General features: G+C 38.7%; 27 protein-coding genes and 2 other annotated features. Of the genes, 24 read left to right on the top strand and 3 right to left on the bottom strand.

Features of this window, described 5'->3' with window-relative positions:
- Window positions 1–63: 63 nt before the first annotated feature.
- The 17 genes from mdh (at window position 64) to coaW (ending at window position 19,968) form a co-directional block, all read left to right on the top strand.
- Window positions 64–1,002 (top strand): malate dehydrogenase, encoded by a 939-nt coding sequence (gene mdh, locus NSU02_RS14770; protein ID WP_094246539.1) that lies wholly within the window; start codon window positions 64–66, stop codon window positions 1,000–1,002.
- Between the two features lie 243 nt (window positions 1,003–1,245).
- On the top strand, window positions 1,246–1,968 hold the full coding sequence (locus NSU02_RS14765; RefSeq protein ID WP_063387489.1) for a response regulator transcription factor: 723 nt from the start codon (window positions 1,246–1,248) through the stop codon (window positions 1,966–1,968).
- A complete protein-coding gene (locus NSU02_RS14760) occupies window positions 1,961–3,721 on the top strand; it encodes an ATP-binding protein (protein ID WP_339193205.1) in 1,761 nt (586 codons plus the stop codon). The genes NSU02_RS14765 and NSU02_RS14760 overlap by 8 nt, the downstream gene beginning before the upstream one ends.
- Before the next feature lie 205 nt (window positions 3,722–3,926).
- Window positions 3,927–4,937 carry an FtsH protease activity modulator HflK gene (gene hflK / locus NSU02_RS14755; protein WP_311066378.1) on the top strand — a complete coding sequence of 337 codons (1,011 nt, stop codon included), beginning with the start codon at window positions 3,927–3,929 and terminating at the stop codon, window positions 4,935–4,937.
- Window positions 4,924–5,838 carry a protease modulator HflC gene (locus tag NSU02_RS14750; RefSeq protein ID WP_339193204.1) on the top strand — a complete coding sequence of 305 codons (915 nt, stop codon included), beginning with the start codon at window positions 4,924–4,926 and terminating at the stop codon, window positions 5,836–5,838. The genes hflK and NSU02_RS14750 overlap by 14 nt, the downstream gene beginning before the upstream one ends.
- Window positions 5,839–5,927: 89 nt before the next feature.
- Window positions 5,928–8,558 carry a DNA polymerase I gene (gene polA, locus NSU02_RS14745; protein WP_094246328.1) on the top strand — a complete coding sequence of 877 codons (2,631 nt, stop codon included), beginning with the start codon at window positions 5,928–5,930 and terminating at the stop codon, window positions 8,556–8,558.
- Between the two features lie 63 nt (window positions 8,559–8,621).
- Complete coding sequence (gene mutM, locus NSU02_RS14740; RefSeq protein ID WP_130156137.1) at window positions 8,622–9,446, top strand: DNA-formamidopyrimidine glycosylase; 825 nt, start codon at window positions 8,622–8,624, stop codon at window positions 9,444–9,446.
- A 94-nt stretch (window positions 9,447–9,540) separates the two neighbouring features.
- Window positions 9,541–10,185: a sporulation membrane protein YtaF gene (gene ytaF, locus NSU02_RS14735; protein ID WP_339193203.1), complete on the top strand. Its 645-nt coding sequence runs from the start codon at window positions 9,541–9,543 to the stop codon at window positions 10,183–10,185.
- Between the two features lie 20 nt (window positions 10,186–10,205).
- A complete protein-coding gene (coaE, locus tag NSU02_RS14730) occupies window positions 10,206–10,805 on the top strand; it encodes a dephospho-CoA kinase (RefSeq protein WP_066247801.1) in 600 nt (199 codons plus the stop codon).
- Window positions 10,806–10,958: 153 nt separating this feature from the next.
- On the top strand, window positions 10,959–11,984 hold the full coding sequence (locus tag NSU02_RS14725; protein ID WP_339193202.1) for a glyceraldehyde-3-phosphate dehydrogenase: 1,026 nt from the start codon (window positions 10,959–10,961) through the stop codon (window positions 11,982–11,984).
- 261 nt (window positions 11,985–12,245) lie between these two features.
- Window positions 12,246–12,626 (top strand): adenosylmethionine decarboxylase, encoded by a 381-nt coding sequence (gene speD, locus NSU02_RS14720; protein ID WP_063387410.1) that lies wholly within the window; start codon window positions 12,246–12,248, stop codon window positions 12,624–12,626.
- A 430-nt stretch (window positions 12,627–13,056) separates the two neighbouring features.
- On the top strand, window positions 13,057–13,518 hold the full coding sequence (gene nrdR / locus NSU02_RS14715; protein ID WP_063387411.1) for a transcriptional regulator NrdR: 462 nt from the start codon (window positions 13,057–13,059) through the stop codon (window positions 13,516–13,518).
- A gap of 45 nt (window positions 13,519–13,563) precedes the next feature.
- A complete protein-coding gene (locus NSU02_RS14710; RefSeq protein ID WP_327862619.1) occupies window positions 13,564–14,958 on the top strand; it encodes a replication initiation and membrane attachment family protein in 1,395 nt (464 codons plus the stop codon).
- 18 nt (window positions 14,959–14,976) lie between these two features.
- Window positions 14,977–15,912: a primosomal protein DnaI gene (gene dnaI, locus NSU02_RS14705; protein ID WP_063387413.1), complete on the top strand. Its 936-nt coding sequence runs from the start codon at window positions 14,977–14,979 to the stop codon at window positions 15,910–15,912.
- Between the two features lie 86 nt (window positions 15,913–15,998).
- The gene (gene ytxC / locus NSU02_RS14700; protein WP_339193201.1) at window positions 15,999–16,826 is read left to right on the top strand and encodes a putative sporulation protein YtxC; all 828 of its coding nucleotides are present in this window, start codon (window positions 15,999–16,001) and stop codon (window positions 16,824–16,826) included.
- Between the two features lie 351 nt (window positions 16,827–17,177).
- On the top strand, window positions 17,178–19,109 hold the full coding sequence (gene thrS / locus NSU02_RS14695; RefSeq protein WP_066247800.1) for a threonine--tRNA ligase: 1,932 nt from the start codon (window positions 17,178–17,180) through the stop codon (window positions 19,107–19,109).
- Window positions 19,110–19,164: 55 nt separating this feature from the next.
- Window positions 19,165–19,968, top strand: coding sequence for a type II pantothenate kinase (gene coaW, locus NSU02_RS14690; protein WP_144597650.1), 804 nt, complete (start codon window positions 19,165–19,167; stop codon window positions 19,966–19,968).
- Between the two features lie 20 nt (window positions 19,969–19,988).
- Here coaW and NSU02_RS14685 read toward each other — a convergent pair whose 3' ends face one another.
- Window positions 19,989–20,168, bottom strand: coding sequence for an H-type small acid-soluble spore protein (locus NSU02_RS14685; protein WP_094246321.1), 180 nt, complete (start codon window positions 20,166–20,168; stop codon window positions 19,989–19,991).
- Between the two features lie 179 nt (window positions 20,169–20,347).
- Window positions 20,348–20,478: a sequence feature (ribosomal protein L20 leader region), on the top strand.
- A 68-nt stretch (window positions 20,479–20,546) separates the two neighbouring features.
- On the opposite strand from NSU02_RS14685, the gene infC reads away from it, so the two are divergent.
- The 4 genes from infC to NSU02_RS14665 all read left to right on the top strand — a co-directional run bounded on the left by infC (window position 20,547) and on the right by NSU02_RS14665 (window position 22,018).
- Complete coding sequence (infC, locus tag NSU02_RS14680) at window positions 20,547–21,068, top strand: translation initiation factor IF-3 (RefSeq protein ID WP_222422773.1); 522 nt, start codon at window positions 20,547–20,549, stop codon at window positions 21,066–21,068.
- Window positions 21,069–21,083: 15 nt separating this feature from the next.
- Entirely contained in the window at window positions 21,084–21,284 is a 201-nt protein-coding gene (rpmI, locus tag NSU02_RS14675; protein ID WP_063387419.1) for a 50S ribosomal protein L35, read from the top strand.
- A gap of 34 nt (window positions 21,285–21,318) precedes the next feature.
- Entirely contained in the window at window positions 21,319–21,678 is a 360-nt protein-coding gene (gene rplT, locus NSU02_RS14670) for a 50S ribosomal protein L20 (protein ID WP_063387420.1), read from the top strand.
- A gap of 148 nt (window positions 21,679–21,826) precedes the next feature.
- A complete protein-coding gene (locus NSU02_RS14665; protein WP_339193200.1) occupies window positions 21,827–22,018 on the top strand; it encodes a hypothetical protein in 192 nt (63 codons plus the stop codon).
- A gap of 277 nt (window positions 22,019–22,295) precedes the next feature.
- Here NSU02_RS14665 and NSU02_RS14660 read toward each other — a convergent pair whose 3' ends face one another.
- Window positions 22,296–22,706 carry a hypothetical protein gene (locus NSU02_RS14660; protein ID WP_063387422.1) on the bottom strand — a complete coding sequence of 137 codons (411 nt, stop codon included), beginning with the start codon at window positions 22,704–22,706 and terminating at the stop codon, window positions 22,296–22,298.
- A gap of 122 nt (window positions 22,707–22,828) precedes the next feature.
- Here NSU02_RS14660 and NSU02_RS14655 point away from each other — a divergent pair, with 122 nt between their 5' ends.
- Window positions 22,829–23,317: a dUTP diphosphatase gene (locus NSU02_RS14655; RefSeq protein ID WP_311066374.1), complete on the top strand. Its 489-nt coding sequence runs from the start codon at window positions 22,829–22,831 to the stop codon at window positions 23,315–23,317.
- 49 nt (window positions 23,318–23,366) lie between these two features.
- The gene (locus NSU02_RS14650; RefSeq protein WP_063387424.1) at window positions 23,367–24,452 is read left to right on the top strand and encodes a M42 family metallopeptidase; all 1,086 of its coding nucleotides are present in this window, start codon (window positions 23,367–23,369) and stop codon (window positions 24,450–24,452) included.
- A gap of 14 nt (window positions 24,453–24,466) precedes the next feature.
- On the opposite strand, the gene sspI is transcribed toward NSU02_RS14650, so the two are convergent.
- Window positions 24,467–24,691 carry a small acid-soluble spore protein SspI gene (gene sspI, locus NSU02_RS14645; RefSeq protein ID WP_063387425.1) on the bottom strand — a complete coding sequence of 75 codons (225 nt, stop codon included), beginning with the start codon at window positions 24,689–24,691 and terminating at the stop codon, window positions 24,467–24,469.
- Window positions 24,692–24,788: 97 nt separating this feature from the next.
- Between sspI and NSU02_RS14640 the strand changes: the two genes are divergently transcribed.
- Window positions 24,789–25,541 (top strand): RNA methyltransferase, encoded by a 753-nt coding sequence (locus tag NSU02_RS14640; RefSeq protein WP_144597654.1) that lies wholly within the window; start codon window positions 24,789–24,791, stop codon window positions 25,539–25,541.
- 49 nt (window positions 25,542–25,590) lie between these two features.
- Window positions 25,591–25,821 (top strand) — a binding site (T-box leader).
- Window positions 25,822–25,855: the final 34 nt, after the last annotated feature.

Here is a 25,855-nt window from a genome sequence, read left to right as displayed (position 1 = left end):
AGCTCTCCATTTAGATTCATTTTTGAAAAATCACTTACATAAAAGAGAGGATGGATGCTTGAAATGGCGATTAAAAGAAAGAAAATTTCTGTCATTGGTGCTGGATTTACTGGTGCGACAACAGCTTTTTTGCTGGCAAAAAAAGAGCTGGGAGATGTTGTGCTCGTTGACATTCCGCAAGCAGAGAATCCGACAAAAGGGAAAGCGTTGGACATGCTTGAATCAAGCCCTGTTCTTGGATTTGATGCGAACATTATCGGAACATCAAACTATGAGGAAACGGCTGATTCCGATATTGTTGTGATCACGGCAGGAATTGCAAGAAAACCTGGAATGAGTCGAGACGATTTAGTGCAGACCAACCAAAAAGTAATGAAAAGCGTCACAAAAGAAGTTGTAAAATATTCCCCAAATTCCATTATCATTGTGCTGACAAATCCGGTTGATGCAATGACTTACACTGTTTATAAAGAATCCGGATTTCCAAAACACCGCGTCATCGGTCAATCTGGAGTTTTAGATACCGCAAGATTCCGCACATTTGTTGCTCAAGAATTGAATTTATCAGTCAAAGACATTACAGGATTTGTGTTAGGCGGCCACGGAGATGATATGGTGCCATTAGTTCGCTATTCATACGCAGGGGGCATTCCGTTAGAAAAATTAATCCCGAAAGAGCGCTTGGATGCGATTGTTGAAAGAACTAGAAAAGGCGGGGGAGAAATTGTTAACCTGCTTGGAAACGGAAGCGCATACTACGCACCAGCCGCATCTCTTGTAGAAATGGTGGAAGCGATTGTTAAAGATCAGCGCCGCGTATTGCCTGCCATTGCATATTTAGAAGGAGAATACGGTTTTGAAGGTATTTATTTAGGCGTTCCAACAATTCTTGGAGGCAATGGCTTAGAGCAAATTATTGAGCTTGAACTGACGGATGAAGAAAAATCAGCTTTGGAAAAATCTGCAGAATCTGTAAGAAATGTTATGAAAGCATTAATATAGTGCATGATAGAAAAAGGAGGACATGTTATGTTCCTCCTTTTTCTTATAAAAGAAAAAAGAGAGTTTGCATAGAAAATTCGTCCGCTTTTTCAATTTCCGCTTCAAAACCGCTCCATCATGTTTCTATCGATTCTTTAAAATCTTCTGAAAGCAGCTTTTCTTGTATTGGTTCTTTCTGCTTCGTGGACTATAATAATAATAAAGAATAATAAGAACAGTAGGAGAAAATTATTGGAGGATTTTATGAGTAAAAAAATATTAGTAGTGGATGATGAACAATCGATTGTCACTCTTCTTCAGTATAATCTTGAACAAGCAGGCTATGAAGTCATTACTGCTCAGGATGGAAGCGAAGGATTTGAAAAAGCAATTACAGATGCACCGGATTTAATTGTGCTTGATTTAATGCTCCCGAGTATAGATGGTATGGAAATTTGTAAACAGCTTAGACAGCGCAAAGTGATGACGCCCATTTTAATGCTTACGGCAAAAGATGATGAATTTGATAAGGTGCTTGGGCTTGAGTTAGGTGCGGACGATTACATGACAAAACCGTTCAGTCCAAGAGAAATTATCGCTCGGGTAAAAGCAATCCTGCGGCGTGTCAGATCAGAAGATGCTCACATGCATGTAAAAAAAGAAGCGGAAGAAAACAACATTATTATCGGTGATTTAAAAATTATGCCTGAACGATATGAAGCTTATTTTGAACAAGAAAGACTTGACTTTACACCGAAAGAGTTTGAACTGCTTCTTTATCTTGCGAAACATAAAGGCCGAGTTTTGACAAGGGATCAGTTATTAAGCGCTGTTTGGAATTATGATTTTGCCGGTGATACAAGAATTGTGGATGTTCATATCAGCCATCTAAGAGAAAAAATTGAACGGAATACGAAAAAGCCTGAATATATTAAAACGATCAGAGGTCTAGGCTACAAACTGGAGGATCCAAAGCTAAATGAGTAAGTTCCGTTCAAAACTGCTTCTTGCGTTTACAGCATTAATTATTACTGTTCTGCTTGGTTTTGGATTTATTTTAGGACAATTATTTCAATCGTTTTACTTCATCAATTATGAGAAGCAATTTAAAAAAGAAGCCGAGTTGATCAAGCTGGTCATTGAGAATGAAAAGATCGGTTCTACCGAAATGAAGCATAAAATGGAGGAAATGAGCGAAAAGTTAAACTCACTCCTTCTTTTTATGGATATGGACGGAAACATCGTTTTTAAAACAGGTCCTAGCTTTCATCAAAGCGACGAAAGGTTATCAGAACTGATCTTGGCCAACCACCGAAATGCAAAGGAAGGATTTCGCCTAGATCTCGATCAAGCTGATTTGTTATTTTACGGTATTCCCATCTTTCAACAAGATGAACGAAAGGGATTTTTAGTTTTCGGGACTTCCATCAAATATTTCGAAGCGATGAATAAAGAAATTTGGTTTTTCATTATAGGGAGTCTTATTGCGGCATTAACGATCATTTTAATTTTTGGCACCCGCATTATGAAGCAGTATACGAAACCGATCGAATCGGCGACAGAAGTGGCGATGGAGCTTGCAAAAGGAAATTACAAAGCGAGAACATATGAAAATTCATCAGGCGACGAAACGAGTATGTTGAGCAAATCCATCAACATTTTGGCACGCAACCTTCAAGACATGACAAGAACCCAGGAATTGCACCAGGAAAGGCTGCAAACATTGATTGAAAACATGGGAAGCGGTCTTCTTTTCATTGATGAACGTGGCTATATTAGCCTGATGAATAAAGCCTTTAAAGAAATTTTCCAAATTAATCAAGAGGATTATTTATATAAATCTTACCAAGAAGCGATTGCATATAAAGAAATTATTCAAATGGTCGAAGAAATTTTTTTGACGGAATCAAATATAAGAAAGCATATTATGCTTCCTGTTAACATCGAAAGAAAGCATTTTGAAGTTTACGGTGCTCCGATCATTGGAAAAAGCGAAGTATGGAAAGGCGTCGTTCTTGTTTTTCACGATATTACCGAATTGAAAAAGCTTGAACAAATACGAAAAGATTTTGTAGCAAATGTATCTCATGAATTAAAAACACCGATCACCTCCATCAAAGGGTTTTCTGAAACATTGCTGGATGGCGCCATGAAAGATGAACAAACATTGCATTTTTTTTTATCCATCATTTTAAAAGAAAGCGAACGAATGCAATCTTTAATTCAAGATTTATTAGATTTATCAAAAATCGAGCAGCAGGGCTTTCAGCTGGAGCTTAGAAAATGCAATGTAAACGAGTTTTTAAAAGAAATTCATCATTTGCTAGATAGAAAAGCGAAAGAAAAAAATATTGATTTTATATTGGATGTTCCAGACGAGCCTGTTTTTATTGAAGGCGATCCTCATCGGCTGAAGCAAATTTTTATAAACTTAGCCAGCAACGGAATTATGTATACGCCAGCTGGCGGAAAAGTGACCCTTTCTGTTAAGGCTGGACATGATGAAGTAGCCATTTCTGTTCAAGACACCGGAATTGGAATTAGAGAAGAGGAAATTCCTAGAATTTTTGAGCGTTTTTATAGAGTTGATAAAGCTAGAAGCAGAAACTCAGGTGGAACTGGTTTAGGGCTTGCGATCGTAAAACATTTAGTAGAAGCCCACCAAGCAAATTTGACAGTCAAAAGCACCGTTGGTGTTGGAACGACTTTTACTGTGACTTTTCAAAGATACAATGAATAGTTTAACATAAGATTTACATCCAATTTATGCTAAGTTAACATTTGATTGTTAAAATGGCATTCGAAAACCCCTTCATCCAAGGAGCCCATTTGCAGATGGAAACAATTACGTTTCCGTCTTTTTTTTTATGGCTGCGTTTTTTAAATGAAACAAAATCGTACTTTTTTCGTATGAAATAATAAATAGAGAGAGATGGGGGGATATAATGGTAAGCATAAGAAGATTATTAACAATTATTGGATTTATTTTTCTGATCAGCATTCTCGGTCTTGTTGCGATTACTTCCTGGTATACTGTAGACGAGTCGGAACAAGCGGTTATTACTACATTTGGAAAAGTGGAAGAGGGTATAACTGAGCCTGGGCTTCATTTTAAATGGCCATGGCCGATTCAATCGGTAAAAAAACTATCCAAAGAAACATTCAGTTTACAATTTGGATATAAAGAGAAAGATGGAAAAGTTGAGTCTTTTCCAAAGGAAACAAAAATGATTACAGGCGATGAAAACATTGTGTTAGCAGATATGGTCGTTCAATGGAAAATAACGAATCCGGCAAAATATTTGTTCAATGCTGAAAATCCAAAGGAAATTTTGCGGGATGCAACATCTGCTTCGTTAAGAAGCATTATTGGAAGCACAAAAATTGACAATGCTTTAACGAGCGGAAAAGTGGAAATTGAAGCTCAAGTGCAAGAATTATTAAGCTCGTTGATGAAAAAGTATGATATTGGCATTTCAATCATTGCGGTCAAATTGCAGGATGTTGATTTGCCGAACGAAGAAGTTCGAAAGGCGTTTACAAACGTTACGGATGCAAGAGAAATGATGAATACGAAAATAAACGAAGCCAATAAATATAGGAATAAACGAACAAAAGAGGCAGAAGGAGAGCGCGATGCAATCATCTCCAAAGCTGAAGGGGACAGAGCGTCCAGAATTGAACAAGCGAAAGGGGAAGTCGCACTATTTAATTCTTTATACAATGAATACAAAAATTCGAAAGAAATCACAGAAAAACGTCTAATTTTAGAAACAATAGACAGCGTGCTGCCAAATGCGCAAATTTACATTATGAAGGATGATGGAAATACAATGAAGTATTTTCCTGTTCAGCCTATGCAGCAAGTGCTGCCTAATGATCAGCAAAGTCAGCAAAAAGCTGATCAATCGAGTGAGAACACGCAAAAAAGAGGTGAAAACAATGGACAAGAATGAAAAGAAAATTAATTTTGAATGGAAGAAATACATACGCCTAGGGGCTGTTATAGCCGGTTTATTTGCGTGTTTGCTATTTTTATTCAGCAACGTTTTTGTTGTGAAAGAAAATGAATATAAAGTCGTTCGCCAATTTGGCGAAGTTGTAAAAATTATAGAGAAGCCCGGCCTCCATTTAAAAATTCCTTTCATACAAACAGTTGAAAGTCTTCCAAAGCATCAATTAACGTATGATGTGGAGGAAGCGGAAATCAATACAAAGGATAAAAAACGAATATTAATTGACAACTATGCGGTTTGGAGAATCGAAGATCCGAAAGAAATGATCGCCAATGCAAGAACAGTTGTCAATGCAGAGGCAAAAATGTCGGAATTTATCTTTTCCACTGTGAGATCGGAGCTTGGAAAACTGAATTATGATGAAATTATTAATGATGAAAAGTCTTCCCGCGGGAGCCTCAATGACAAAATCACAAATATTGTTAATAACCTGCTTGAACAAAATCATTTCGGCATTAAGGTGGTTGATGTAAGAATTAAACGGACGGATTTGCCGGAAGCAAATGAAAAATCGGTATTTACTAGGATGATATCAGAGCGGGAATCAAAAGCCCAAGAATATTTATCGATGGGGGATGCAGAAAAAAATCGAATTGTTGCTGAAACGGACAGACAAGTAAAAGAAATGCTGGCAAAAGCTGAAGCTCAAGCTGAAACCATCCGCGGTCATGGAGAGGCGGAGGCGGCGAAGCTCTATAACCAGGCTTATTCAAAAGATCCTAAATTTTATGAATTATATAGAACACTTCAATCCTACAAGAAAACAATCGACGGTGAAACAGTCATCGTTCTCCCGTTCGATTCTCCATACGCCAAAATATTAATGGGAGAAACAGAATAAAATCGATAAGCCATGTTTTTTCTTCTGCTGAAAGTAATGGTAGAATAGAAGGAAGGCATGGCTTTTTTAGTTGAAGGAGGCTAGTAGTAGTGACAAAGAAGCTAGTTTTAATTGATGGAAACAGTATTGCTTACAGAGCGTTTTTCGCTTTGCCGCTTTTAAATAATGATAAGGGGATTTATACGAATGCAATTTACGGCTTTACAAATATGCTGTTAAAAGTACTGGAGGAAGAAAAACCGACACATATCCTTGTTGCATTTGATGCAGGGAAAACAACGTTCCGGCATAAAACTTTTAAAGAATATAAAGGAACTCGGCAAAAAACCCCTCCTGAATTGTCGGAGCAGCTACCATTTATACGGGATTTGCTTGATGCCTACAAAATTACAACATATGAACTCGAAAATTATGAGGCTGATGATATTATTGGAACAGTTGCGAGACAAGCTGAGAAGCAAGATTTTGAAGTGAAAATTATTTCCGGAGATAAGGATTTAACACAGCTGGCAACTGAAAAAACGACCGTTTCCATTACGAAAAAAGGAATTACGGATGTTGAACCGCACACTCCCGAATCGATTCAAGAGAAGTATGGGCTAAGCCCGGCACAAATTATTGATTTGAAAGGATTGATGGGCGATCAATCAGATAATATCCCAGGTGTGCCCGGCGTTGGAGAGAAAACCGCGATTAAATTGCTGAAACAGTTTGAGACAGTCGAAAATATTTTAAATTCAATTGAAGAAGTAAATGGAAAAAAATTAAAGGAAAACTTACAAAACTATAAAGAGCAAGCATTAATGAGCAAACAGCTTGCGACAATTCATTGTGAAGCTCCTGTCGAAATAAAAATTCAAGACCTTGAGTATAAAGGCTATGACAAAGAAAAAGTAGTGAAAATTTTTAAGGAACTAGGCTTCCAATCGCTCCTAGACAAAATGGGAGAGCATGAGAATGAAGAAGCGGATGAAATGCCGACGATTAAGTTCGAAAAAGTTGAAAAGCTGTCAGACAAGGTTTTATCAGAGAAGGCAGCTCTTTTAGTGGAAATCATTGATGAAAATTATCATACTGGAGAAATCATCGGGTTTTCTATCGCAAACGAAAATGGATGTTTTTATATTCCAGCCGAAATTGCGCTACATTCAAAAGAGTTCATAGAATGGGTGAAGGATGAAACAAAGCGGAAAGTGGTGTATGATGCGAAAAAATCAATTGTGGCGCTGCGCTGGCGAAACATTGATTTAGCAGGTATTGAGTTTGATGTTCTCATTGCCTCATACATTTTAAACCCGTCTGAATCGATTGACGACATAGCCGAGCTTGCCAAGACAAAAAATAAACATTTAGTTCAAAAGGATGAAGTGATTTACGGAAAAGGCGCTAAACGTCATATCCCTGATGAAGACATTTTAGGCGAACATCTTGCCAGAAAAGCGTTAGCCATTTATGAGCTGGAAGAATTATTAATACAAGAATTAGAAGAAAATGAACAATTTCATTTATTCAGCGAATTGGAGCTTCCGCTGTCAGCCATTTTATCTGACATGGAAACAACAGGAGTAAAGATAGACGTCAACCGTCTGAAAGAAATGGGAAAAGAGCTTGATGAACAGCTGAAGCAATTAGAAAAGGATATTCATCGTCTAGCTGGAGTGTCATTTAACATTAATTCTCCGAAGCAGCTTGGGCCGATTTTATTTGAAAAGCTCAATCTACCGGTTTTGAAAAAGACCAAAACGGGGTATTCGACCTCTGCGGACGTTTTAGAAAAATTGAGAGGACAACACGAAATTGTGGAGAAAATTTTGCATTACCGGCAGCTCGGAAAGCTTCAATCGACGTATATTGAAGGGTTGCTGAAGGTTGTCCATCGTGATACGCATAAAATCCACACCCGATTTAATCAAGCATTAACGCAAACCGGAAGATTAAGCTCCACAGACCCGAATTTGCAAAACATTCCGATTCGCCTTGAGGAAGGCCGCAAAATTCGTCAAGCATTTATCCCTTCTGAAAAAGATTGGGTCATTTTTGCAGCGGACTATTCCCAGATTGAACTGCGAGTGCTTGCGCATATATCTGGAGATGAAAAATTGATTGAAGCGTTTAAACAAGATCTTGATATTCATACAAAAACGGCGATCGATGTGTTCCATGTCGAAGAAGATAAAGTGACCTCCAACATGAGAAGACAGGCAAAAGCAGTTAATTTCGGGATTGTTTACGGAATCAGCGATTACGGATTGTCGCAAAACTTAGGAATTACCCGAAAAGAAGCTGGTGAATTTATTAAAAAATATTTTGAAATTTATAAAGGTGTTAAAGAATATATGGATGGCATAATCCAAGAGGCGAAGCAAAAAGGCTATGTAACGACACTAATGCAGCGTCGGAGATATATTCCGGAAATTACGAGCAGAAATTTCAATATCAGAAGCTTTGCCGAGCGAACAGCCATGAATACTCCGATTCAAGGAAGTGCAGCGGATATTATCAAAAAAGCGATGATCGATATGGCGCAAGAAATTGAAAAACGAAATTTGCAAACGAGGCTGCTGCTTCAAGTTCATGACGAATTGGTGTTTGAAGCGCCAAAGGATGAAATTGAAATTTTAGAAAAGCTTGTTCCGGAAGTAATGGAAAATGCCATTCAGCTAAAAGTGCCGTTAAAGGTTGATTATTCTTACGGTTCTACGTGGTATGAAGCGAAATAATTTGAAAAAGGCGGAAAGGGAAGCTCCCCCGCCTTTTTCGAGTGTAGATAAGGGGTGAACATAATGCCTGAGCTTCCTGAAGTAGAAACGATTCGAAAAACATTAAGGGAGCTTGTCATAGGAAAAGTCATCGATGAAGTTATCGTATCATGGCCGAAAATCATCAAACGTCCCGAAGACGCAGAGCAGTTTTGCCGCGTTTTGAGAGGGGAAACAATCAATGAAATCGGAAGAAGAGGGAAATTTTTAAAATTTTATTTAGATCGATATGTTCTTGTATCACATTTACGAATGGAAGGAAGATATGGACTGTATCCAAAAATAAAGCCCATTGAACCTCACACACATGTCATTTTTCGCTTTCAAGATGAAACGGAATTAAGATATCGGGATGTTCGCAAATTTGGCACTATGCATCTGTATCAAAAGGGCGAGGAGGAGAAGCATCCTCCTTTGTCCCAGTTAGGGATGGAGCCTTTTTCGGAACAATTTACTGCTGAAAGACTTATGAGCAAGCTTCAGTCTACCTCTAGAAACATCAAGACGGTTTTGCTTGACCAAAAAATAGTGGCGGGATTAGGAAACATTTACGTTGATGAAGTATTGTTTCGATCAGGCATTCATCCGGAGCGGCTGGCAAAAGATTTGACAGCGGAAAAAGTGAAAATATTGCATCGGGAAATTATTCAAACGCTGAAGGAAGCAGTTGAAAAAGGAGGAAGTACTGTCCGATCCTACGTCAATTCACAAGGGCAAATCGGGATGTTTCAACTGGACTTATTTGTCTATGCAAGAGAAAAAGAACAATGTAAAATTTGCGGAAGCCCTATCCAAAAAATAAAAATTGGGGGAAGAGGCACACATTTTTGTTCATCTTGCCAAGTGTAGAAAGATTTATGCCACCTTCTTTAAGCGAACACATTTTAGGCGGTTTTCATATTACTATGTTAGCAATAAAAGGAAAGAAGGGGCATTTGATAAAATGACGGAAATCGGATCGGTTTTAATATTGGCGTTGGCAGTCAGTCTTGATAGTTTTTCTGTTGGCTTAGCGTTCGGTTTGCGTAAAGTAAAAATTCCAATTAAATCGATTATCACTATTTCATGCTGTTCGGCGATTGTGTTGCTCGCTGCGATGATGGCCGGACAAATAGCTCAAAGTGTTCTTCCTCCCTATTTTACGGATAGGCTTGGCGGAGCTATTTTCATTTTGCTTGGCATGTTTGTGTTATATTCCTTTTTCCGCAACAATGAATCAGAGGATGAGAAAGATGAGGAAAAGAGTGAAAAAACGATTTTAAATATGGAATTAAAATCGTTAGGCATTGTCATTCATATATTGAAAAAGCCTGCTGCAGTTGATATGGATCGATCTGGCGAGATTACAGGCGTGGAAGCTTTGCTGCTTGGGATCGCTCTTTCGCTCGATTCATTCGGAGCAGGAATCGGTGCGGCTTTAGCAGGGTATGAACCTTTTTTAACAGCTATTTTCGTCACTTGTATGAGCACGCTGTTTGTTTATATTGGAATGAAATCCGGCCGATTTGCTTCATCCTATTCGTTTTTTGAAAAGTTTTCATTTATCCCGGGTTTATTATTAATAATGATCGGTGTTTGGGCCATGTAAGGATAAAGGAGAATGATGATATGACAATGATTATTGGATTAACTGGAGGCATAGCAAGCGGAAAAAGCACTGTGTCTGAAATGCTTAAAAAAAGAGGCATTCCAGTTATTGACGCAGATCTAATTGCAAGAGAAGTGGTAGAAGTCGGCAAAAAAGCATATACAGAGATCGTAAATGCTTTCGGAAAGGAAATATTAAACGAAGACTTAACGATCAACCGAGCTCGATTAGGCTCCATTGTATTTCAAAACGAAGATAAGCGGGAGAAGCTAAACAGTATTGTACATCCTGAGGTCAGGCTGGAAATGAAAAGGCGACAGGAACAATTGATCTCAGAAGGTGCGAAAGCAGTAGTTCTCGATATTCCCCTTCTATTTGAAAGCAATTTGAAGCATTTAGTGGATAAAGTGATTGTTGTTTATACGGGAGAAAAAAATCAACTGGAACGATTAATGAAAAGGAATAATTTTTCGAAGGAAGAAGCTTTATCACGCATCAATGCACAAATGCCTTTGAAAGAAAAAGTAAAATTTGCCGATGCAGTGATCAATAATGATGGAACATTAGAAGAAACGGAACAGCAATTGGAAAACATTCTCATGAATTGGGGAATTGGTTAATCCGCTCGCGAATAGAGCGGTTTTTTTTATTTTTAGTATATATTTTTTTAAGAAACGATTAAAATAATTGTTTCGTTATTTTATAAATATGATATACTAATTAACAGAATAGGAGATAAAAAGTGTAACATAATGCCGGAAGGGGATATTCACATGAGTGCTAAGGTTGCCATTAACGGTTTCGGCCGAATTGGCCGAATGGTATTCAGAAAAGCAATTTTAGAAGGAGATTTGAATATCGTAGCAATCAATGCAAGCTATCCAGCAGAAACATTGGCTCATTTAATTAAATACGATACAAACCATGGGAAATTTGAAGGAGAAGTCATTCCAAAAGAAGATCATTTAATTGTAAATGGCCATAAAGTGCTTCTTTTGAACAATCGAAATCCTATTGAACTTCCCTGGAAAGATCTAGATGTGGACATAGTGATTGAAGCGACAGGAAAATTCAACTCCCGTGAAAAAGCGATGATGCATATTGAGGCAGGGGCGAAGAAAGTCATTTTAACAGCACCTGGAAAAAATGAAGATGTAACGATTGTTATCGGTGTAAACGAAGAACAATATGATCCTGACAACCATGTCATTATTTCGAATGCTTCTTGTACAACAAACTGTCTAGCGCCTGTTGCAAAAGTTCTTGATGAACAGTTTGGCATTGAATATGGTTTAATGACTACTGTCCACGCATATACGAACGATCAAAGAAATATTGATAATCCGCATAAAGATTTAAGAAGAGCGCGAGCGTGCGCCCAATCAATCATTCCGACAACTACCGGTGCAGCAAAAGCGATCGGCTTAGTATTACCGCAATTAAAAGGGAAATTGCACGGTCTTGCATTAAGAGTGCCTACACCAAACGTCTCCCTCGTAGACTTTGTTGTAGATCTAAAACGCGATGTAACCGTTGAAGAGGTAAATGAAGCGTTTATCCAAGCTTCTCAAGGAAAGCTGAAGGGGATATTAGATTTTTCTTCAGAACCGCTCGTATCAGTTGACTACAACACAAACCCGCACTCTGCTATTGTCGACGGTTTAACGACAATGGTTATGGGAACAAGAAAGGTAAAAGTGCTTGCATGGTATGATAATGAATGGGGCTACTCTTGCCGTGTTGTGGATTTAGCAAAACTTGTAGCAAGCAAATTGAATAAATTGGCCGCAGCTGTATAAAATGATGGGAGGGTTGATCTTTACAAAGATTGACCCTCTTCTTCTTTTTGTTTGGATACTTTTTTCAGCGCAAAATTTTTGACAAAGTATGTTGCAAAAACAAATCAAACCATATATACTATTTTTCGTGAACTTCTTAAACGCAAGGTAATGTGGCTACTTAAAGGGTTAGGACCTCTTTGGACTAACTTTCCCCCGTGGTAGTTAAACATACCAGAGTGCGAAGAATTCATAAAAATTTATAAAGGGGGATCCATGGCTATGGAAACAATGGGACGTCACGTTATCTCTGAGCTGTGGGGATGCGACTTTGATAAGTTGAATGACTTGGAATTTATTGAAAAAACGTTTGTAAATGCAGCATTAAAATCAGGTGCTGAAATCCGGGAGGTTGCGTTTCATAAGTTTGCGCCTCAAGGTGTAAGCGGAGTTGTGATCATTTCAGAGTCACACCTAACAATTCATAGTTTTCCAGAGCATGGATATGCTAGCATTGATGTGTACACTTGCGGTGATTTAAATCCAAATATTGCAGCGGATTACATTTCTGAAGCTTTAGGTGCTCAAACGCGCGAAAATATTGAAATTCCTCGCGGTATGGGTCCTGTTCAAATCAAACAGGGTCAAGCAAAAGCACTTTAAAGTGAAAACAGAATAAAATTTGAATGGAAATGCAAAGAGGTGTCAGCTTTTTACTGCACCTCTTTTTATATTATAATAAAGAATAATATTTCATATTGAATGGTATTTAGAGGCATCTTATTTGTGGCCTCAAAGGACCGAGTTATTCTCCCCCCTTCAAAGCCGTTATGAAAAAGAGGCTTTGATGTTTTTAAAATCATTCATGGTAGTGATGCAAAAATAAAAAAGCTTTTATTGGCATGGCTGCCATCACTGTTTGGCGGTTCGAACATCATTTGATTGGACCGGACTGACAGAAATCCATTTCATTCAGTCGAATTATCTATAACAAAAATACAAGAACTTGAAAGTTTCTTGTCTGATCCAATGCTATTTAATAAGATGTAGGTAGAGCTTTTTTGATTTAGTTAAAAAGATTGGAGCTGGTGATATGAAATGCCCTTCCTGCCACCATTTTGGAACACGTGTTTTAGATTCGCGTCCAGTCGATGAAGGGAGATCAATTCGGAGGCGAAGGGAATGTGAGGAATGTCAATATCGGTTCACAACGTTTGAAAAAGTAGAAGAAATTCCGCTCATCGTTGTGAAAAAGGAAGGAACACGTGAAGAGTTCAGCAGGGAAAAAGTTTTGCGCGGGATGATTAAAGCTTGTGAGAAAAGACCGGTTTCTTTAAAAAAATTGGAAGATGCTGCGCATGATATTGAAAAAGAACTAAGAAATCTAGGTACATCGGAAATATCAAGCGAAACGATCGGCGAAATGGTGATGGACAGACTAGCCGAAATTGATGAAGTCGCATACGTTCGATTTGCTTCTGTTTACAGGCAATTTAAAGATATAAATGTCTTTATTGAGGAATTGAAAGAACTGATCAAAAAAGAACGTTCATAAAGAGCTGCGAGATTATGACATGCTATTTGGGAAGGTTTTGAAAAAATGATTGGACATCATCACTGGAAAGAGCTCCTGCCTGTTGATCGCTACGTTGTGAAATGTACGAGCAGTTTGATTCATGAATTTGACCGAAAAGTTCTTACATTACTATACCAGCCCTTAATCGGGCCAAGAACGTTAAACTTATACATGACGCTTTGGAGCGAGCTTGAACAAAACCGTCTTTGGGGGACGGAATCGACCCACCATTTTTTAATGGCTGTTACTCAATCCCCATTAAATGAAATTTATCATGACCGTTTGAAATTAGAAGGAATAGGTCTTTTAAAAACATACCTTGTCGATGAAAGCGAACCGAAAAAATATATTTATGAACTTCAACGACCTCTTTCCCCCAAACAATTTTTTTATGATGGAATGTTGAACATATATTTATATAACAGAGTTGGAAAAACGGTGTACCAAAGATTGAAAAGCTATTTTTCCGATAAATCGGTTGATAGCAACGCCAAAGATGTGACAAGATCATTTCATGAAGTATACCAATCGATCCACCCATCTGAGCTTTCAGCCAATATTGCAATGGAACCCGAGGAAAACGATCAGGAGCTTTTTGATCATGCGCCTGGAGAACCGATTTCGATTCAAAACCAGTCCTTTGATTTTCAATTGTTTTATGCAGGTTTATCAGAGCATATTGTGCCCAAAAAAGCGATCACGCCTGCGGTTAAGGAAGCTGTTGAGAAATTAGCATATGTTTATGGAATTGATCCAATTGAAATGAAAAATCTGGTCATCCGTTCTTTGGATCATGATGAGCAAATTAATTTAGACGAGCTGCGAAAATGGGCGAGGGATTGGTATAAGCTGAATCACGGCAACCGTCTTCCAGAGCTTGTTGATAGGCTTCAGCCTTTGAATCAGCGGGTGAAAGACGAAGAAATTGAACAGTCAAAAGATAAGGAATTAATTCGACAGCTTGAATCCATCTCTCCAAGACAGTTTCTAAAAGATATTTCAGGCGGTATTGAACCGTCCGCAGCGGATTTGAAAATTATTGAAGATGTCATGTTTCAGCAAAAGCTGCTTCCCGGAGTTGTCAACGTTTTAATTTATTATGTCCTGCTAAAAACAAATATGAAATTGTCAAGAGCGTATGTTGAGAAAATTGCCAGCCACTGGGCTCGATTAGGAATTAAAACTGTGAAGGATGCAGTGGATGTGGCGAAAAAAGAACATAAGAAATATTTAACTTGGGCGGAAACAAAGGATAAGAAGACTGACAGCAAAAAAATCGTTCGAAAAGAAAAACTCCCTTCATGGCTTTTGGAAAACGAAAATCAACAGGTAGAAAACATCGATCCGGAAGCGTTTGAAAAAGAAAAACAAAAGCTGCAGGAGCGGATTAAAAAATATAAAAATAAACAGAAGGACTAGGCGAAAGGAGGGAGGAAGATGGAATCCCTGCAAAATCATTTAAAACAATTCATGAACAGCAAAGGGTTTCGGGAAACGTATTTGAACTTGAAACAGCAAATAAAATCGGACAAAGATGTCAGGTTATTTTTAGAAAAGCATAAAAATCAAATCGATGAACATATGATTGACCGCAGCTTAGGCAAACTGTATGAATTTGTAACGCAGAGCAAGTTTTGCCGTGAATGCCGAAATTTAGATGAGTGCAAAAATATTTTAAAAGGATATCACCCTACATTAATTATTGAAAGAAAAACAATCGACCTGAAATATGATAAATGCCCGAGAAAAGAAGCATATGATGCTCGAAAAAAACAAGAATCGCTCATTAAATGCATGTATGTACCAAAGGAAATCCTCAATGCACACCTTGAGGATATTGATTTAAACGAACCGAACCGTCTGAAGGCAGTGTCTCTCGTGCAAGATTTTGTTGAGCAATACGGTCAGAATGATCGGTTAAAAGGATTGTATTTATACGGTTCCTTCGGCGTGGGAAAGACATTTATTCTTGGAGCGATCGCGAATGAGCTGGCGGAAAAAGGCGTTCCTTCCATGCTTGTATATGTTCCGGAGTTTGTCAGGGAGTTAAAAAGCGCTCTTCAAGATCATTCACTGAATGAAAAGATTGATGCGGTTAAAAAAATTCCGGTATTAATGCTTGATGATATTGGTGCTGAATCGATGTCGAGCTGGATGAGAGACGACATTTTAGGCTCGATTCTCCAATTCCGCATGCTTGAAAATTTACCGACCTTTTTTACATCCAACTTTAATTTTAGCGAATTGGAACACCACCTGACTTATTCACAAAAAGGCGAAATAGAACAGCTAAAGGCAAAAAGAATTATGGAAAGGATTCGTTTTTTGGCCATTCCCGTGGAATTGAAAGGAAAAAATCGCAGACAAGAATAACCGCTGGACAGCAAACACTTCTAAATAATGCCATCCCCCCATATATATAGAAACAGGACTTGCTATATAAAGGGGGGGATCTTTTTTTGCTGGAAATAACTTTTCAAACGGAAAAAGAAGCTTCTTATCTGCATCAATTGCTTAATACAGAGAAGGAAAACTTTGATTTCCAAGCAGCCTTGCTGAACGGCACAGTATTAACATGTGAAACAGATGATTGGGAAACATTTATATCTGATGTGCTCGTACCATCATTTGTTGACTTTTTTCTAAATGTGAAAGAGCCCCGTCTCCTTCTTTTTATAATTGAAAAACAATTTTATTTTGAGGATGAAGATGAAAAACAGCAAATTTTACATATTGCTCAATCGATCTTGGAAGGAGAGCGGGCGGAAATTCCAATGATCAAACATTTTGAGCCGAGAGAAAACTTAATTATTTCTGCTTTAACGAATTTCCTTCGGCCAAACCAATCTTTTTCTATAGAATCATTTATTCAGTTCCGCTTGTCTGATTATTTATCAAGACTTTCGGAATATGTCGGTCTCTCCATTGAAGAGTATAAAATGGAGCAGGAATACCAAAATTTTATTCAAAGCTTGCGGGAATATGTTCTCAATAAAAAACCGAAATTATCAACGATACATCTTTTGCATGATACTTCCTTTCAAGTGTTTAATGAAAAGTTCATCGAAATAAAAGAGCTGGAATTGAAAAAGTGGGTTGATCGGGAATTTATTTATCGCCACCCGATGTATATTGATTCCCATTTGCTGGCCCCGCTTGTATCCATTGCTCCTTTAGAAATTTATATATACTCCGATCAACAGGAGGAAGCAATGATTCAAACGATCCAAAACATCTTTCAGGAACGGGTTCGATTTTTTTCAAGGGCTAGCTTTCAAAAACGATAAGTTTCTTTCAGTACTCCTTGATTTTTGGTGGCGAATCAGTCTATAATACGGTTGAAATCATTCATCACGAAAAGGTTATGATGAGGACACGGGAGTATTATCACAGTTCAAAGAGAGGGAAGGCACAGGCTGAAACCTTCCTAACTAGTGTAATGCTCTTACCACCTCTAAACTTCAGCTGTGAACGGCTTTTGCCAAGTAATAGCTGGCGGATTGTTCCGTTATCAAAATGAGCCGCGCAAAGTTTTGAGCGGGAACTAGGGTGGAACCACGGGTTTTACATACAACACTCGTCCCTTTTTTTAGGGACGGGTGTTTATTTTTGCAAGAAAAAACAAAGGAGGAAAGAAGATGAAAGAAGCCATTAAAATTACTTTTCCAGACGGTTCTGTAAAAGAATTTCCGTACGGAACAACAACGGAAGAAATCGCCGCATCCATCAGCCCTGGATTAAAGAAAAAAGCCATTGCAGGTAAAATAAATGGAAAGCTTATTGACTTAAAAACCCCGATTGAACAAGACGGCCAGATTGAAATTTTGACGCCTGATACAAAAGAAGCGTTAGAAATTTTACGACATAGTACAGCACATTTAATGGCGCAAGCGATTAAACGGCTTTACCCAAATGTAAAATTGGGAGTCGGGCCCGTCATTGAAAACGGTTTTTATTATGATATCGATATGGATGAAACGATCTCTCACGAAGATTTGCCTAAAATCGAAAAAGAAATGAAAAAAATTGTCGGCGAAAATTTGCCGGTTATTCGTAAAGAAGTAAGCCGCGATGAAGCAAAAAAAATGTATGAGGAAATCGGCGACCATTTAAAGCTTGAGCTTATCGATGATATTCCGGAAGGCGAAATCATTTCCATATATGAGCAAGGAGAATTTTTCGATCTATGCCGAGGAGTCCACGTTCCTTCTACCGGAAAAATAAAGGAATTTAAATTGCTCAGCGTAGCCGGCGCCTACTGGCGTGGAGACAGCAAAAACAAAATGCTTCAACGCATATACGGTACAGCATTTTTTACAAAAGAAGAGCTTAAAGAACATCTCCGCATGCTTGAAGAAGCGAAAGAGCGGGATCATCGCAAGCTTGGAAAAGAATTAAACCTGTTTACCACTTCTCAAAAGGTTGGACAAGGCTTGCCGCTTTGGCTGCCAAAAGGTGCAACTATCCGCCGGATTATCGAACGCTATATTGTTGATAAAGAAATTAAACTCGGATACCAGCATGTATACACACCTGTTCTCGGCAGCGTCGATCTTTATAAAGCTTCCGGCCATTGGGACCATTATCAAGATGATATGTTTCCGCCAATGAAGATGGATAACGAAGAGCTTGTATTGCGTCCGATGAACTGCCCGCATCATATGATGATTTACAAAAATGAAATTCACAGCTATCGGGAATTGCCGATCCGCATTGCAGAACTTGGAACAATGCACAGATACGAAATGTCAGGGGCATTGACAGGGCTGCAGCGTGTTCGCGGGATGACGTTGAACGATGCGCATATTTTCGTGCGGCCGGATCAAATTAAAGACGAATTCATCCGAGTTGTCCGCCTTATTGAAGAGGTATACGAGGATTTTGGTATAAAAGATTATTCGTTCCGATTATCTTACCGCGATCCTGAGGATAAAGAAAAATATTATGATGATGATGAAATGTGGGAAAAGGCCCAGTCGATGCTGAAAGCCGCAATGGACGAACTCGGGCTGGATTATTATGAAGCGGAAGGTGAAGCGGCATTTTACGGACCGAAATTGGATGTACAAGTGCGGACGGCTTTAGGAAAAGATGAAACATTATCGACTGTTCAGCTAGATTTTCTCCTTCCGGAACGGCTTGATTTAACATATGTTGGCGAAGACGGCAAACATCATCGGCCAGTTGTTATTCACCGCGGAGTTGTTTCAACGATGGAACGGTTTGTTGCCTTCTTAATTGAGGAATATAAAGGCGCCTTCCCAACTTGGCTTGCACCTGTGCAAGTGAAAGTCATCCCTGTTTCGCCAGAAGTGCATCTTGATTATGCCAAAACAGTAGAACAGCGTCTTCAGCAAGAAGGCTTGCGCGTTGAAGTCGATATTCGGGATGAAAAAATCGGCTATAAAATTCGTGAGGCACAAATGCAAAAAATCCCGTACATGGTCGTTGTCGGTGATCAAGAAGCAGAAAATGAGACGGTCAATGTCAGAAAGTATGGAGAACAAAAATCAGAATCCATGCCGCTGGAGACATTTGCTGTATCTGTTGGAAAAGAAGGGAGAAAATAAGGAAATCGGCGTTTGCTGATTTCCTTTTTTTGAAACATAAGCGAGGGGTGTACGGATGGAAATAGTAGGAATTGATGCAGGGGGAAGTTTATTAAAAATTGCTTATGTTGAACATGGGCGATATCGGTATAAATGGTTTCCAATTGATGAAATGGATCAAGCTCTTTCTTGGATGAAGAGATTGAAGCCGGCTGCCCGCTATAGAATAACAGGAGGCAGAGCTGCAAAAGTAAAAGAAAAATTGACCGGAGCTGATGTGACCTTTATTCCAGAATTTGATTCAGTTTGTATAGGAACAAGAGAGCTTTTAGTAAAAGAAGGAAAGGAGCCAAAGAGCGATTTTTTAATCGTCAGCATCGGAACGGGAACATCTTTTTTCCTTATGAAGGGCGAGCGTTATGAGCGTCTGCTTGGTAGCGGTATCGGCGGCGGTGTTATTTCCGGTTTAAGCCGGCTCATTTTGCAGGAGAGCAATTTTTATCAAATCGTTGATTTGGCGAAAAAAGGTGATCGAAGCCATGTTGATTTGTTGGTAAAAGATTTGTATGGAGAAGAGGCTCCTCCAATTTTAGGAGATTTAACCGCTGCTAATTTTGGCAATCCGGATTTATCGAGAGCACGGAAAAAAGATGCTGCTGCAGCGTTATTTCAATTGATTGGTGAAACGATCGTTCTTTTGGCAAAGCAATGTGCCGAGCTTCATCAAGTGGACACGTGTGTCTATGTTGGAGCTGCAATTTCGCAAAACCCTCCTTTACAACAAATCATCCAAAGCTTTGATTCCATGACAGGTCTGCAAAGCATATTTTTATCAAACGGTTCTTTTACCGGAGCATTGGGAGCTATTTTATATCAATAAAGTTTAAAACAATGGAGGAATTATTTTTCTTCAAGCTCAGAAATATTTACAACCGTACGTTCTTTAAACGGACCTCTTACATGAACGGTTGCTGTTTTTCCATCTTCATTTAGCTGATCAATCCAAACGGAAGCTCCGTTATAGAGAACTTCAATATCAGCCGGCGAGGATAAAATTTGTTTTACGCGGTTTGCATCCATTTCGATCACTCCAATAGTTATATGATATATTGATTATCATGTCCACTCCATTCCGATTTATGTATGTTCATTCAAATAGTCTCTTGCATTTTCTGTTTGAATAGTTTAAAATGGTATCGTTTTTGAAGAAATGTTGTTTTGACAAAGCTGCTTTGCCATGATAGAATATTATAGTCAAGGAGAACAAGCAGAAGCACCCGCTTCTCACCTGATTGACGCACATCGTTGCTGTTGACAGGTTTATACATTGGACAAAAAGTTCGTGTATTCAACGTGTGGGTGCAGTGTGCGTCTACGCGTTTTTTATTTGCATAAACGAATGTATAAGCTCTGTCAAGGCGAACGTGCACTTTGTTTATAAAATCTTGGAGGTGGCTCATTATTAGCAAAGACATGTTAGTAAACGAGGGCATCCGCGCTCGTGAAGTTCGACTGGTCGATCAAAACGGTAATCAATTAGGCATTAAATCACGGCAAGAAGCGCTTGATATTGCCGCAAATGCCAATTTGGATCTCGTTCTTGTTGCTCCGAATGCAAAACCGCCGGTTGCTCGCATCATGGATTACGGAAAATACCGCTTCGAGCAGCAAAAGAAAGAAAAAGAGGCGCGTAAAAAGCAGAAAGTTATTAATGTGAAGGAAGTCCGCCTAAGCCCAACAATTGAAGAGCATGACTTTAATACAAAGCTTCGCAATGCTCGGAAATTTTTGGAGAAGGGTGACAAGGTGAAAGCATCGATCCGCTTTAAAGGAAGAGCGATTACCCATAAAGAAATCGGCCAACGAGTTCTAGAAAGATTTTCTGAAGCATGCGCTGACATCAGTTCTGTTGAAACGAAGCCGAAAATGGATGGGCGCAGCATGTTTCTAGTGCTAGCACCGAAAAACGAAAAGAAATAGAAGGAGGATCCTTTTATGCCTAAAATGAAAACTCATCGCGGCTCTGCGAAAAGATTTAAAAAAACTGGGAACGGAAATTTGAAACGGTCTCATGCATTTACTAGTCATTTATTCGCTAACAAAACTCAAAAGCAAAAACGCAAACTTCGCAAACCAGCATTAGTAAGCAAAGGTGACTTTAAACGTATTCATCAAATGCTTGACAATATAAAATAATTTTTAACTTCGATTTTTTAGGAGGGAATGCATTATGGCACGTGTTAAAGGCGGTACAGTGACACGCAGACGCCGCAAAAAAATTATTAAGCTTGCAAAAGGTTATTACGGTTCGAAGCATCGTTTATATAAAGTTGCTAACCAGCAAGTAATGAAATCTTTAATGTATGCATACCGTGACCGTCGCCAAAGAAAACGCGATTTCCGTAAGCTTTGGATTACGAGAATCAATGCTGCTGCGCGCATTCACGGTCTTTCCTACAACCGGTTCATGCACGGTTTAAAGCTTGCTGGCATTGAAGTAAACAGAAAAATGCTTGCTGACTTAGCAGTAAATGATGAAAAAGGATTTGCACAACTCGCCGAAACAGCTAAAGCTGAATTAAATAAGTAATCGAAAAAGCAAGCCACCTATAAACGTACATTGCCCTTTGGGCTGGACATAATTGAACAGCACATTATTGATCCCCTTTAAGTAGACGTGTAAAAAATCTGCGCAATGACTCGCGGATGCTGCACTTCTATTTGGAGGGGATTTTTATATGGCTGAAAAGGTAAACGATTATGGCTTTACGTTTCTCGACAGTGAAAAAAGTCAAAAGTTCAAGGGTTTTTTAGGCCGATGCAAAAAATTTAGGTTCTATACTAAATGTTGGGATCAAGAATATCATCAAAATGAAAAAAGCATTTACGAAGCACTCTATTTTATAATGAAAGTGACCAAACCCAATTAAAAAGGAGACTTCGAAAAATTATAATCAATTACCGAGCTGTTTTACAAAATTTCATAGAGGAAGAGAAAAGGTAATGGGATAAAAATAGAAATGGAAGCTAACAGCAGCTCCCGCAATGGGAACTGCCTTCAGAATGCTTATTTTCTTTTTAAATCAGAAATGTTGCATAGATTGATCAAAAAAGCGACACCATGATCGTCCAGTCATGAACCGCATAGTCTTTTAACGCTGTCAATTTTGAACGGGAATGTCAAGCTGCTCTTTCTTTTTTGCCGTCTTAAGATAGTGTCGGGAATTCCGATTCGTTCCGATTCAAAAACTCTTTAATTGGACTTTTCCAGTCGATTTTGGCGTAAGGATATGCTTCTTTTATTTTCGATTCTATAAATTGAAAATCTTCTTTTGTAAACCCCCTTAACTTATTTGGAGTAGATGTCCAAATAAAAACGGAGATAACTTCAAAAGAAGTTTCAGTCGTGCCTAAATATTTTTCCCCTTCAAATAAAACTCCTTTATGCGTTAACAAAAAATTTTTGTGGACATTTTCTTTATCATCAAGAAAGAAAAATTTTTTTTGCTCATGAGCCAATTCTAACTTTCGCTTCGGGTTCAATAAATATTTAATGAATGAATAAATTAGGAAAATAATCGCAGCAATTATGAAAAGACGAAGAAGGATGACAATCATTTACTTTAAACCTCCCCGAAGGTCATATTCATACATATACATTACGGAAAAGGAATTGAAGGGGTTTCATTAATGATCACATTTGCTATAATTTTTTTAGATATATTTTAGGGGTTGAGAAAATGGATTTTGAACAGTTATATAAAATGCAAAAAGAATTGGATGAAAAAATTGAAAAGAAACACGGTTTGGAGGAAGAAAGGCTGATCGAGAGAAAAGTTTTAGCCTTGCTTGTTGAAATTGGCGAATTGGCTAATGAAACGCGCTGCTTTAAATTTTGGAGCGTTAAGCCGCCTTCCGACAGAGAGGTTATTTTGGAAGAGTATGTAGACGGCCTTCATTTTTTATTGTCGATCGGCCATGAATTGTATATTGAAAAACTGCCGGAAATGAAAGCAAGAAAAATCGATAAAAGCCTGACCGATCTTTTTTTAAACGTTTATCAAAAAACGGCAAAATTCAATGAATATTTGTCTGTCCAAGCGTATATCGATTTATTTAACGACTATGTTACACTCGGCTCTGCGCTGGGCTTTTCAGAGGAAGATATTATTTCAGCATACATGGCGAAAAATGAAGTCAATCATGCTAGACAAAATCAAGGATATTAACAATTCCGTTTGGAAAAAATGAAGAATATAAATTAAAGGAGGTTTCAGTGTGGAGAAATGGGATGAAACATTGAAAATGTTAAAAGATTTAACAGACGCGAAAGGCATCGCCGGCAATGAACGGGAAGTCAGAGAAGTAATGAGAGGGTACATAAAAGATTATGCGGATGATATCCAAACGGATGGACTCGGCAGTTTAATTGCCAAAAAAGAAGGAGAATCAGGCGGACCCAAAATTATGATCGCGGGCCATCTTGATGAGGTCGGCTTTATGGTTACGCAAATTGATGATAAAGGGTTCATTCGCTTTCAGCCTGTTGGCGGCTGGTGGAATCAAGTTATGCTCGCACAAAGAGTGACGATTGTCACCCAAAAAGGAGATGTGACCGGCATCATCGGTTCCAAGCCGCCGCATATTTTGCCGGCAGAAGCACGAAAAAAGCCTGTAGAGATCAAAGACATGTTTATTGATATTGGCGCCAGCAGCCGAGAAGAAGCGATGGAATTTGGTGTTCGTCCCGGCGACCAAATTGTGCCTTATTTTGAGTTCACCGTTATGAAAAATGATAAAATCCTTTTGGCGAAAGCTTGGGATAACCGCATCGGTTGTGCAATAGCGATCGAAGTTTTGAAAAAGCTGAAAGGGGTAAACCATCCGAACGTCGTTTACGGTGTAGGAACCGTTCAGGAGGAAGTAGGATTAAGAGGAGCCCGCACATCAGCCCATTATATTGAGCCTGATATTGCTTTCGGCGTAGACGTCGGAATAGCCGGCGACACTCCAGGCATTTCCGAAAAAGAAGCGATGGGAAAAATGGGGAAAGGTCCGCAAATTATTTTATATGATGCTTCTATGGTCTCCCATAAAGGGCTTCGCGATTTTGTCGTAGGGGTCGCTGAAGAATGCGGCATTCCATATCAGTATGATGCTATGCCGGGTGGCGGTACAGACTCCGGATCGATTCATTTAACAGGAAATGGTGTTCCAACGCTTTCCATTACGATTGCAACGCGCTACATTCATACACACGCTGCGATGATTCATCGCGAAGACTTTGAACATACGGTTCAATTATTGACAGAAGTCATTAAACGCCTCGACAAAAAAACGGTTGAAAACATTACGTACAACTAAAAAGCAGGAGCTGGTTATTTCCCAGCTCCAGTCTCTTTTAATCCTTGTTCAAGTGTTTCAACCATTTCCTGCTGATCACGCTGACTTGAATGGTTCCAGATAATTTCAAATAACACGCCTAACCCTGGAAGCATTTTTTCTTCCTTGCTATTGATGGCATCAACGATCGTTTCTCTCAGCTCGTCTTTTGAATTTTGCGATATGTTGGCAATGACTGCATTGCGCAAATCAAAATTCATATCCTTCACCTCGTTTTTCTTCATTCTTCTTTATTTTTTCTTTTGTTTTCTATAATATGTATATGAAATGAACTATCAGTTGAAGGAGACACCATCATTGAAACGGATTGCGTCAACTAAAAATGAAAGAGTAAAAGAATGGAAAAAGCTGCAATCAAGAAAAAAACGGGAAGAGCGCGGGCTGTTTTTAATTGAAGGCTTGCATTTAATCGAGGAAGCTCTCAAATACAAATCAATTGTTCAAGAGTTAATTGTTTTAGACGGAGCGAAGCTGCCAAATCATTTTTTCGAAGGTACTATTCCGACAACGATTGTTTCCAAAGAGGTGTTTTCGCTTCTGTCTGAAACGGATTCCCCGCAAGGTGTCATGGCTGTTTGTAAGCAGCTTAGGTGGGAAATCGATTTGAACGCCAAAAAATGGCTGTTAATAGATGCGGTTCAAGACCCAGGAAATCTCGGTACGATCATTCGTACTGCAGATGCGGCTGGAATGGATGTTGTGATTTTAGGTGACGGGACGGTTGATTTGTACAATAGTAAAACGATCCGGGCGACACAAGGATCAATTTTTCATTTGCCTGTGGTCAATTCGTCATTAAAACAGATTATAAACAAATTGAAGGAAGAGAAAATTCCTGTATTTGGAACTTCAACAAAAAATGCTGTTTTCTATAAAGAGATCCCTCCATCTGAAACATTTGCCCTCCTTGTAGGAAATGAGGGAAATGGGGTCTCAAAAGAGCTGCTGGATATGACGGATCAAAATTTACACATTCCGATTTATGGAAAAGCGGAGTCATTAAATGTTGCCGTTGCTTCAGCTATTTTCATGTACCATCTTCGCAAATAGTGTTGCGCCTTTAATTTCTTTTTTTTATAATTAAAAGCAATTGAATAAAGGAATAACGATGACGGAGAAGAGTAGTTTGCAGGTCGCCATTTAGGGAGAAAATGCCGTAGACTGGAAGCATTTTTATGGTAGAGGCAAACGAATTCACCTCCAGAGTTGACGCCAGGACCATGCGGAAGCATGTAAAGGCGCTCCGGCTGTGCCGTTATGATAATGAAGTGAACAAAGATTCTTTCTTTGTTAATAAGGGTGGTACCGCGAAATTCAACTCGTCCCTTTTTTGGGATGGGTTTTTTTATTTATTTTAAAAAAGG

This window comes from Aeribacillus sp. FSL W8-0870 (assembly GCF_037963755.1).
Classification (GTDB): Bacteria; Bacillota; Bacilli; order Bacillales; family Aeribacillaceae; genus Aeribacillus; species Aeribacillus composti.
This window is presented reverse-complemented; position numbering and strand designations above follow the sequence as displayed.